The following is a 7,663-nucleotide window of genomic DNA, read 5'->3' as shown; positions in this document are numbered from 1 at the left end:
TCGTGGACAGCGCCTCGCCGACGGCGTCGTCGACTTCGACGCCGCGCTGCGTGATCCCGCGAATCCCTCTGTGCTTCGCGACGAGTACGCGGGGGTGGACCGGCTGCATCCGAGTGTGGCGGGCTATCGGGCGATGGCCGAGGCCATCGATCTCGCCCTGCCGGCGTCCACGCCCGCTGCCCGGTGCTGATCCCGGTGCGCCGGATGCGACCCATCGGAATCACATCCGGCGCACCGCTGACCCGGCACCGCAGGCCGACACCGCCCGCGCGGAGACAGCCGCCAGAGTTCGAGCGGATGCGCTCACAACCAGCGGTGGGCGAGTGGGGTGCCGGACATGACGCAGATGACGGGACGATCCAGGCCGAGCACCCCGGCCAGGTGGTAGTCGACGATCAGGCAGCCCGCGACCGGTGATCTCCGCAACTGCACGTTCTCCGCGCCGCACATGTAGCACCGGTGCCAGCGTGGGCGCTGATCGTCCATGACTCGACTTCGCCGGGGTGGCGGTCAGTCGTCGGCCTGCTTGTTGGTGCGGATCAGCTCGCGGTACCAGTACCAGGAGTCCTTGCGTGTGCGGCGCATGGTGTCGCGGTCGACGTGGACCAGGCCGAAGCGTTCGTGATATCCCGCCGCCCATTCGAAGTTGTCCAGCGCCGACCAGACGTAGTACCCGCGCACATCGATGCCGTCGGCCACGGCGTCGGCCACGGCCTTGATGTGGGCATCGAGGAAATCGATCCGCTTCGGGTCGTGCACGCTGCCGTCTTCGGTCACCTCGTCGTGGAACGAAGCTCCCGATTCGGTGATGTAGATCGGCGGCAGCACCGGATATCTGGTGTTCATCTCGCGCAGGATGTCGGTGAGTGCCGAAGGAACCACCGCCCAGCCGAAGTCGGTGCGCGGCACATTCTCGATCGGGACGGGGGAGAACGGCATCCCTTCCGGCACGTCGACTTCGAGGACGCCGCTGTAGTCCTTGCCGGAGCGGGGGGCCTCGATCCGGACCGGTTCGTAGTAATTGATGCCGTAGAAGTCCAGTGGTTGGGCGATCGTCTCCAGATCACGTTCCAGCTGTGCCTCGGTGGTGCCCGTGGTGGTGGTCACCAGTGCGGTGATGGTGTCGTCGGGATAGCGGCCGAGCAGGATGGGATCGGCGAAGGTCCAGTTCGTCAGCGCCGCGAACATCTCGGCGGCTTCGATATCGCCCGGTTCGTCGGAGGCCGGGATGACCGGATAGTGCTGTCCGACGATGCCGGCGCGGCCACCGAGTGCGTGGATCTCGCGGACGGCGAGGCCGTGACCGAGCATCTGGAAATGGGCCGCCGCGAAACCCTCGAGTCCGAGTCCGAGCGCGGGGGCGTGATCGGCCAGGACATGTCCGTAGAGGGTGTGCACGTTCATCTCGTTGAGGGTCAGCCAGTTCTCGACCCGGTCGCCGAGCCGGGTGACCACCACGCGGGTGTACTCAGCGAACGCTTCGGCGGTGTAGCGGCGCAGCCAGCCGCCCTCGTCCTGGAGCGGCTGGGGCAGATCCCAGTGGTACAGCGTGGGTACCGGCCGTATGCCCGCCTCGAGCAGGGCGTCGACGAGCCGGTCGTAGAAGTCGAGCCCGAGGGGGTTGACGGTGCCACGGCCCTGCGGGATCACCCGCGGCCAGGCGATGGAGAAGCGGTAGTCGTCGATACCCGAGGCGCGCAGATCCTCGACATCGTCGCGATAGCGGTGATAGTGGTCGGCCGCCACCGCAGGGGTGTCGCCGTTCTTGGTGGTGCCGGGCTGGGCGGCGAAGGTGTCCCAGATACTGACTCCCCGGCCGTCCTCGGTGCTCGCCCCCTCGATCTGGATCGCGGCGGTGGACATGCCGAAGCGGAAGTGCCGTGGCAGATGTGTCGACATCGGGTTCCTTCGTAGGTGACAGGGATTCAGGCGGTGCGGTGCAGCCGGGTCGTGCACAGTGCCGCGGCGCAGCCCGCGACGGCGGCCGACCCGTACAGCCCCGCGTAGCCGGCGGCGCTCGCCACCAGTGGTGCGGCGACGAACGGCGCCAGCACCTGCGGGAGGGTGTTGGCGATATTGGCGAGCCCGAGCATGGTGGCGTTGGTGCCAGGGTCGGTGAGGGTTCCGGTGACGATGGCCACATCGACGGCCAGGTACAGACCCCAGCCCAGGCCGACGATCGCGGTCGCGGCGACGACCACCGGCAACGTCGGGGTGCAGGCGAGGACGCCGGTACCGATCGCGGCGACGGCACCACCCGTCGCCGCGAACGAACGCCGTCGGCCGAGTCGGTCGGACAGGAATCCGGCGGCCCCGGCGGTCACCGCCGCCACGGCGACCACCAGTACGGTGATCAGCAGTACCGCGTTCTCGGGTTCCTCGACCCCGACTTCGTCGTCGAGGTAGAAGTACAGGTAGAGCAGCATGACGGCGTTGACGAAATTCATCAGGAAGCGAATCGTCCAGGCCCACAGGTATTCCGGCTGGGGTCGCGGCCGCCTGCGCTGAGCTGCTCGCGGGCGTGGGCGCTCGTGGCCGGTGCTGTCGGGCCGGGCGTACGTGAGCAGCCACGCGGCCGTGAGCGCGCACACCGCGATCGCGACGGACAGGTATCCCCATCGTCCCTCGCCAGAGAGGACCGCGACGGCGGTGCCGACGACGACGCCCGCCGTCTGCGCGATGCCGAACAGGGCGCCGACCACACCGTGCTGGGCCGGGGGTACCTGGTCGGCGATGACCGCCGCGTAGGCGGCGGCGGGTCCGTTCAGTCCGAATTGCACGAGTGCCCAGCCCGTAACCATCCACCCGATGGTCGGTGCCCATGCCAGCACGAGCAGGCCGGCCACCCCGATCGCCAGTCCGGTCACGATGACCGGCAGGCGCTGCCCCCACGGTGAGCGGATGCGATCGGAGATCAGGCCCCACAAAGGATTGGCCAGCAGCGACACCGCGGCCCCGGTACCGGTGACCACCGCGAGTACGGATTCCTTGCTGCCGGCTCCGTCGAGTTCGAGATCCGATGCCTGGGCGGGCAGCAGGATCTGCAGCGGTCCGAACCAGCCGACGGCGATCCCGATCACCGCGAGCGCCAGGGTCGTCATCCACCACGCGCCGACCGGGGCCGGGGTGGTGTCGTGGGTCGGTTCCTCCTGGACGCCGGTCGTCATCGCAGTGCCGATTCCCACATAGTGACGTAGGCTTCGGCGCCGTTCATCAGATCGTGTTCCAGTTCCTCGCGGTACGGGCCCGCGATGCCGAGCAGATCGGCGAACCAGTCCGCGTACATGCCGTACTGCGCCACACCGTCGGTATTGAGGTCGAAGGTGCGCTCCCCGAGCCGCTGCCGGTCGAACACCACCCCGTTGGGCGCGGTGAACGGATAGATCAGTGGGGCACTCGTGGCGTCGAGACGGGGAGCGGCCAGCGCCGCCAGACCGTTGACGTCGGAGCCGAAACCGTAGCCGCGCACCCGCGCGCCGTGCGGACCCGACCTGTTGGCCCGCCACTCCGACAGGAAATCCGGTTCCCCGTCACCCGCATCGGTCGCGGCGTAGGCGTAGCTCGCGACGAACCCACCGAGATCGAGAACCCGGTCCACGATCTCCCGGTCCGCCCAGGTGTGCGCGGAGATGATGCCGGGATAGCCCGCGTCCTGCGTGATGTCGAGGGTTTCGCGGGCGGCCCGCACACTCATGTGGTCGATGTTGATCACCATCCCTCGAGCGATCGAAGCGGTGATGAGATGGCGGCCCAGATCCGTCAGGCCACGCACATTGCAGATCGGGCCACTGGGATAGACCGGCAGCACCACCCCGGCGGGTACCGCTGGGTCGCCGCCCGCGAGCAGGCGGGTGATCTCGTCGCTGACCAAGGGCTGTTCGTGGTCGGCGGCACCCTCGCACGAACGTGCCTGCCACCAGTGTCCGGTCGAGAGGAGATTGCCGATGTTGATCGCCGCGCCGGTGATGCCGTGATCGAACCGCGCACCGCCGAAGGCGTTGTCGAACTTGTGGATGGGGAACAGATTGCTGACGCCGAGCGCCTGCAACTCGTCGAGGCCGCGGTCGACATCGGCGACCGTGCACTGCGCGATATCGGCGATCTCGCGGCAGCCGAACAGTTCGGAGTTCTCGACGCCGAGGATCACCGCGAGTTTGCCCTCGGCGGCGATCGAGCGGACCTGCGCCGGTGAAGTGGCGATACGGAACCAGCCGCGTCCGTGACCGCCGTACTCGGCGTCGATATTCGCCTCCATGGCGCGTATGTAGTCCGCCTGGATGCGGATTTCGGCCATCTCGTCGCAGGTGTGCATCCGCTGCAGATACAGCTCGCAGATCACCCGATTGGCGACGAACAGCGTGTTGACGACCCGTAGCCCGGCCCGCCAGGCCCGTTCCAGTCCTGACTCGTGCGCTTGTTCGTGCAGGACGGTGTTGTGCTCGGGCCAGTAGGTGAAACTCGGCCAACCCTGGCCGTCGGCGGCGGTGGGATCGGTCTCGCCGATGATGGCCTCGAGCAGTGAGCCCGGCTGTGGGGCGATATGGGAGTCGCAGGGCCGCAGGGCTTGCGCGACGCCGCCGGGGGCGAACGGTGTGCCGCAGCGCAACGCGCCACCGAATGCTTGTGCGGAGGTCAGGTGCGCGTGCGCGTCGATGAGGCCGACCAGGGAGCCCGAGGCATCCACCCCCGGCGTGGCGGTGAGCGTGCGCGCGGCGGCGGGTTCCTGGCGGCCCGGCTGCGCGGTGGCGTCCCCGCGCAGGCCCGGCGCGGTACCGGCCACGGCGATCAGCGCGGTGAGTGTGATGGTGGGCATCACCGCGCGGATGAGCGCGGTCGCGCGTCGGCGCGTCATCGCTGCGCCCGCCTCGGCGCGGGTACCCGGGTGGGCGCGGACCGCTGTTCGTTCACCATGGCCACCGTCTTACTGGTCATCTGTCCAAGTTTCCGTGTGGACGTTACCTGGAGTAGTTCGGAATTGTTACTTCTGTGCTAATCAAATTGCCGAAACAATCTCGCGGATCGTGCCGCGATCATATTCGGAACGCCGACCAACTGTACAGTCGGTCAGCTACCGTGCATCAGTGCGGACAGTATGCGACGAGTGTCGCAGATCATGGTGCCGTATGCCGGACTTCCGGTTGCGCGGGTGGGCCGTGAGCGTTCGGCGCCGGTGTGTCGGAGGTCCGCCGTTCGGCTCGGATCGGTGTACCGGCCCTCGGTGTGGTCGCCGGTCGGCGTGGCCCCGGGTGGTGTCGGAACCCGGTTCGATGTCCGGTTTGTACAGTCGTAGGACTGTGGAGGAGGTTCGATGGCTCGAACTCTGGTGGCCGATCACGCCGGTCGATCGGCTCGGGAGCGCATTCTGGCCAGTGCGCTGACGGTGTTCGCCGAGCGTGGCTACGCGGGTGCGTCGCTGTACGCCATCGCCAAGCGGGCCGGGTTGTCCCAGGCCGGGCTGCTGCACCATTTCCCGGACAAGATGTCGCTGCTGCTCGCCGTGCTCGAACAACACGACGACACCACGGATCTGCCCGCCGACGGTCGGGAGCGCAGCGTCAGCGAGCTGCTGGAGCTGCTGGTGGCCACCGTCGAGAAGAATCTCGCGCACCGCGCGGTCATCCGGCTGGCGCATATCTGCGCGCTGGGTACGGGGGAGGGGGCCGATATCGCCGCCGGGTGGTCGCGGCAGCGGATGGCCCGGATCCGCACGGAGATCACCACACTCGGGCGCCGGTCCGAGGAGCGCGGGGAGATCCCGGTCGCGGTCGACGTGGATCGGATTGTCGGAGTGGTCATCGCGGCCTTCGTCGGACTCGAACACCAGTGGCTGCTCGACGAGGAATTCGACATGGTGGCGGGCATGACCACCTTTGTCGAGATGTTGCGGGCCGGACTAGGACTGCGTGAACCGGGTCCGGTCGCGCCGATGTGAGGGCCGCCGCCGCAGCTTGCCCTGCGCGCCACTCGTGGTGATCGGGCAGCCGCCGCCGCGCCACGTCCGCAGCGGCCGTGGTGTTACATCATGGCGAACTCGTCGTGGCGAAACTGTGTCGAAAGTTTCCGGTTCGTCGCCCGGGGTGGCTGGCCCCCCACATTTCCACTCGAACTATTGACTTTCCATTGAGCTGACCTACCGTGTGTTTGGTCAGCTTTGTTTCCGGCCGTGCGCGGCCGACCTCACCGAGTAGTCGAGGGATCTTCGATGACAGTCAGAAGAATGACATGGGTGTGTGCGCTGGCGGCGGGAGTCGTCGCTCTCGGTCAGGTACCCGCGACCGCGGCACCCGAACAGCAACCGCAGGTGCCCGGCTATCGGACCGCTCTCGTCGACGGTGGCGTGGTCACCACAGTCAGCGGTGCGAGCTTCGTCCTCGATCCGGCCAGTGGGCCGATCACGGTACGTGACGGGCGGGGACAGGTCCTCGATATGGTGCCCGTGCTCGCCACCGTCGACGGGCAGGCGATCCGCCTCATTCAGCAGCTCTCCGCGGACGGGCACGAATTACGGCTGGAGCCCGATCTCACGGGTCTCGATCGCACCGCCCTCCGCCCGGTCGCGTCCCCGCTGGAGAATCAGCTCGCGACCAATGACCTGATCAACGCGGTCAGCGTCTCCACCTCGGTCGGTACGCTCATCGGTACCGCCATCGGCGCGGTGATCGGTGTCGGTGTCGGCATCGGCGTCTCCGGTGCCGTTTGCGCCGCCGTCTCGGTGGCGTGTGTGCTGGCGGTGCTGCCGGTGCTGAGCCTCGCGGCCGCGGTCGGCGGGGTCGTCGGCATGATCGGTGTCGGTGGTCCCGGTGTCGCCTATGCCCTCTACGAGTACGTCACGACCATCAACAGCGCGCCGGGTACCAGCAAGTACGCCCCTGATCTGTACGGCGCCCCGCAGCCTCCGGCGTCGGCCGGACAGTGAGCGGGGTGTCGTGATGAGGACGATGCTGGCGACAGCGGTGCTGTCGACCTCGGCGGCCTGTGCTCTGGCCGTCACGCCGGTGGCGCAGGCGGCCCCGCCTGCGGCCGCGAGCTGGAAGGCTGCGACGATCGGTGCCTCCGTGGTGATCTCGGTCGAGAACGCGACCGCTGCGCTGTTCGACGACGGCTCGGTTGTCGGATTCCGCGATACGGCGGGTGTCCTGCTCGACACCATGCCCGCGGCCTACGAGCTCGACGGATCGGTGTATCCGCTCGATATCAGGATCGCGCACGGGGGGCATATGGTGACCCTGCTGCCCACGGCCCGCCACCGTGCCCCGGTGGCGAGCGCGCTGGAGAATCAGCTCGCGTTCAACGACTTCGCCACGGACATGTCGGTCGGCCCCACCGTGGGGCTCGTCGCGGGCACCCTGCTCGGTGCGGTGGTCGGCGCCATCGTCGGCGCCACCACCTGTGTGGTGATCGCTCCCGCGTGCCTGTCGACGATCGCGGCGGCCGCTGGCGTCTTCGCCGGCGCGGGCGGTGCGCTCGGCGGAATCGCCGGTGGCGCCGTCGGTCTGGCGTCCGGGCTGTGGAAGTACCTCACCACGGTGCAGGCGGCGCCGGGAACTACTCCGTACGCCGACGGAGACGGTCTGCAGAATCCCGACAGCCCGCCCGTACCCGACGCCAATCTCCGGTTGCCCGCTATCCCGAACCTCTCCAGCGGTTCGGGGTAGCAGGCAGG

Annotated in this window: 8 protein-coding genes; 4 read left to right on the top strand and 4 right to left on the bottom strand. The window is 68.3% G+C overall.

The features are described from left to right. On the top strand, positions 1-190 hold a 190-nt coding region (locus ON30_RS31545), incomplete at its 5' end, for an SGNH/GDSL hydrolase family protein (RefSeq protein WP_040713492.1). 113 nt (positions 191-303) lie between these two features. Here ON30_RS31545 and ON30_RS31540 read toward each other — a convergent pair. The 4 genes from ON30_RS31540 to ON30_RS31525 are packed head-to-tail and all read right to left on the bottom strand — an operon-like array spanning position 304 to position 4,852. After that, positions 304-486 carry a hypothetical protein gene (locus tag ON30_RS31540; RefSeq protein ID WP_040713491.1) on the bottom strand — a complete coding sequence of 61 codons (183 nt, stop codon included), beginning with the start codon at positions 484-486 and terminating at the stop codon, positions 304-306. Positions 487-510: 24 nt separating this feature from the next. Next, positions 511-1,899 carry a GH1 family beta-glucosidase gene (locus ON30_RS31535; protein ID WP_040713489.1) on the bottom strand — a complete coding sequence of 463 codons (1,389 nt, stop codon included), beginning with the start codon at positions 1,897-1,899 and terminating at the stop codon, positions 511-513. Between the two features lie 26 nt (positions 1,900-1,925). Continuing rightward, entirely contained in the window at positions 1,926-3,167 is a 1,242-nt protein-coding gene (locus tag ON30_RS31530; RefSeq protein ID WP_040713483.1) for an MFS transporter, read from the bottom strand. Next, the gene (locus tag ON30_RS31525) at positions 3,164-4,852 is read right to left on the bottom strand and encodes an amidohydrolase family protein (RefSeq protein ID WP_245554309.1); all 1,689 of its coding nucleotides are present in this window, start codon (positions 4,850-4,852) and stop codon (positions 3,164-3,166) included. The genes ON30_RS31530 and ON30_RS31525 overlap by 4 nt, the downstream gene beginning before the upstream one ends. A 456-nt stretch (positions 4,853-5,308) precedes the next feature. On the opposite strand from ON30_RS31525, the gene ON30_RS31520 reads away from it, so the two are divergent. From ON30_RS31520 to ON30_RS31510, 3 genes are all read left to right on the top strand, one after another. After that, positions 5,309-5,932, top strand: a complete 624-nt coding sequence (locus ON30_RS31520; protein WP_083911839.1) for a TetR family transcriptional regulator — start codon at positions 5,309-5,311, stop codon at positions 5,930-5,932. A 270-nt stretch (positions 5,933-6,202) separates the two neighbouring features. Beyond that, the gene (locus ON30_RS41895; protein ID WP_505805315.1) at positions 6,203-6,916 is read left to right on the top strand and encodes a DUF8020 domain-containing protein; all 714 of its coding nucleotides are present in this window, start codon (positions 6,203-6,205) and stop codon (positions 6,914-6,916) included. Positions 6,917-6,953: 37 nt separating this feature from the next. Further along, the gene (locus tag ON30_RS31510) at positions 6,954-7,655 is read left to right on the top strand and encodes a DUF8020 domain-containing protein (protein WP_157183998.1); all 702 of its coding nucleotides are present in this window, start codon (positions 6,954-6,956) and stop codon (positions 7,653-7,655) included. Positions 7,656-7,663 lie beyond the last annotated feature (8 nt).

This window comes from Nocardia takedensis NBRC 100417 (assembly GCF_000308695.1).
In the GTDB taxonomy this organism is placed as follows: Bacteria; Actinomycetota; Actinomycetes; order Mycobacteriales; family Mycobacteriaceae; genus Nocardia; species Nocardia takedensis.
The sequence above is the reverse complement of the archived record's forward strand: the minus strand, read 5'-3'. Positions and strand labels throughout refer to the sequence as shown.

Bases quoted from the DNA above. Each gene is read 5' to 3' on its own strand.
- ON30_RS31540 (WP_040713491.1), bottom strand. From the start codon at position 486: ATGGACGATCAGCGCCCACGCTGGCACCGGTGCTACATGTGCGGCGCG.
- ON30_RS31535 (WP_040713489.1), bottom strand. From the start codon at position 1,899: ATGTCGACACATCTGCCACGGCACTTCCGCTTCGGCATGTCCACCGCC.
- ON30_RS31530 (WP_040713483.1), bottom strand. From the start codon at position 3,167: ATGACGACCGGCGTCCAGGAGGAACCGACCCACGACACCACCCCGGCC.
- ON30_RS31525 (WP_245554309.1), bottom strand. From the start codon at position 4,852: ATGACGCGCCGACGCGCGACCGCGCTCATCCGCGCGGTGATGCCCACC.
- ON30_RS31520 (WP_083911839.1), top strand. From the start codon at position 5,309: ATGGCTCGAACTCTGGTGGCCGATCACGCCGGTCGATCGGCTCGGGAG.
- ON30_RS41895 (WP_505805315.1), top strand. From the start codon at position 6,203: ATGACAGTCAGAAGAATGACATGGGTGTGTGCGCTGGCGGCGGGAGTC.